Below are 1,428 nucleotides of genomic sequence, written 5' to 3'. Positions count from 1 at the left end.
TTGACGTTGCGCCGCATCAGCGCCTGTTCGACCGCGACGTAGTTCGACCCGGGGGCCGGCGGTCGACGGAAGGACCTTTCGTGCCCAGGACCAGGCTCATCCGGCGGCGCGTCCGCCGCCCGTTGCTGGCGCTGCTCACCGCGACGGCCCTGCTGTTCGGCGCGGGCCTCGCTCCGGCCGGGGCGGCCGCCGCGGCGCCCAGCCCCAGCGCCCCCGACGAGGGCGGCAGCAAGCAGCTCCGGGCCGCCCTCGAAGCGGCGGCCAAGGGGCACATCGAGGCCAAGGCCCGGCTGGACAACTCCAAGCGCCGACAGGGCGCGCTCGCCGTCGAGTACAAGCAGCTCGAGGTACGGCTGGCCGCGCTGACCGCGCAGGTGGGCGAGGTCGCGGCGCAGTCGTACCGGGTGGGTCGGCTCACTCCGGCGTCGATGCTGCTGGCCAGTGCCGACCCGAACGACTTCCTCAAGCGCGCCGCCGAGCTGGACGTGATGGCCCAGCGGGACAGCAAGCGCCTGCACGACCTGACCGAGGCCAGGGCCCAGGCGGCCCAAGCCAAGGTCGCCATCGACACCGAGGTCCGCGAGCAGCAGAAGCAGCTCGCGATCCTGGCGAAGAAGAAGCGGGACGCCGAGGTCGCCCTGGCCAAGGTGAGTTCCGGGGCCGGCTCCGGGTTCAGCGGCGGCTCCTCGTCGGCCAAGCCGGCACCGCGCAACCCGGACGGCTCGTGGCCGTCGGAGTCCTGCTCGGTGAGCGACCCCACCACCTCTGGCTGCATCACGCCGCGCACCCTGCACATGCTCCAGCAGGCCAAGGCTGCCGGCTACAAGCGCTACGTCTCCTGCTACCGCAGTGGTGGCGACGGCGAGCACCCCAAGGGACGGGCCTGCGACTTCGCCGCCGCGACCGGCGGCTTCGAGAACGTCTCGGCCACCGGCGGGGACAAGGCGTACGGGGACAGCCTGGCGAGCTGGGCCAAGAACAACGCCGGCCGGCTCGGCATCATGTACGTGATCTGGTACCGGCAGATCTGGATGCCGAACACCGGTTGGCGGGCGTACAGCGGCGGTGGCAGTCCGGCCGCCGACCACACAAACCATGTTCATATTTCGATGTACTGACCCGGAGCACCCGGAACGCTGCGTAGCATCGCGACGGTGAGCAGTACATCGTCCGACCTCGTGGTGGAGTCCGCGCCGGCCGCGCCGACCCCGCCCCGAGCCCTGCCGAACGGGCTCGCCGCGTTCCTGGTCTTCCTCTCCAGCGGGGCCGTGCTGGTCCTGGAGACCGTCTCGCTCCGCCTGGTCGGCCCGTACGTCGGGGTGACCCTCCAGGTGACCAGCTCGGTCATCGGCATGGCGCTGGGCGCCATCGCGTACGGGGCGTGGATCGGCGGTTGGCTCGCCGACCGGCGGGACCCGCGCACTTTGC

At 71.8% G+C, this 1,428-nt stretch carries 1 protein-coding gene and 1 pseudogene; both read left to right on the top strand.

The genetic code is table 11. From position 1 onward, the window contains the following. Positions 1-80 precede the first annotated feature (80 nt). Positions 81-1,118 (top strand): coiled-coil domain-containing protein, encoded by a 1,038-nt coding sequence (locus ONA70_RS36250; RefSeq protein ID WP_406601307.1) that lies wholly within the window; start codon positions 81-83, stop codon positions 1,116-1,118. A 36-nt stretch (positions 1,119-1,154) separates the two neighbouring features. After that, a pseudogene (locus ONA70_RS36245) lies at positions 1,155-1,428 on the top strand (fused MFS/spermidine synthase); the annotation flags it as partial.

This window comes from Micromonospora yasonensis (assembly GCF_026013475.1).
Lineage (GTDB): Bacteria > Actinomycetota > Actinomycetes > Mycobacteriales > Micromonosporaceae > Micromonospora > Micromonospora yasonensis.
Note: the sequence above shows the minus strand (reverse complement) of the source record. Positions and strands in the feature narration are given on the sequence as shown.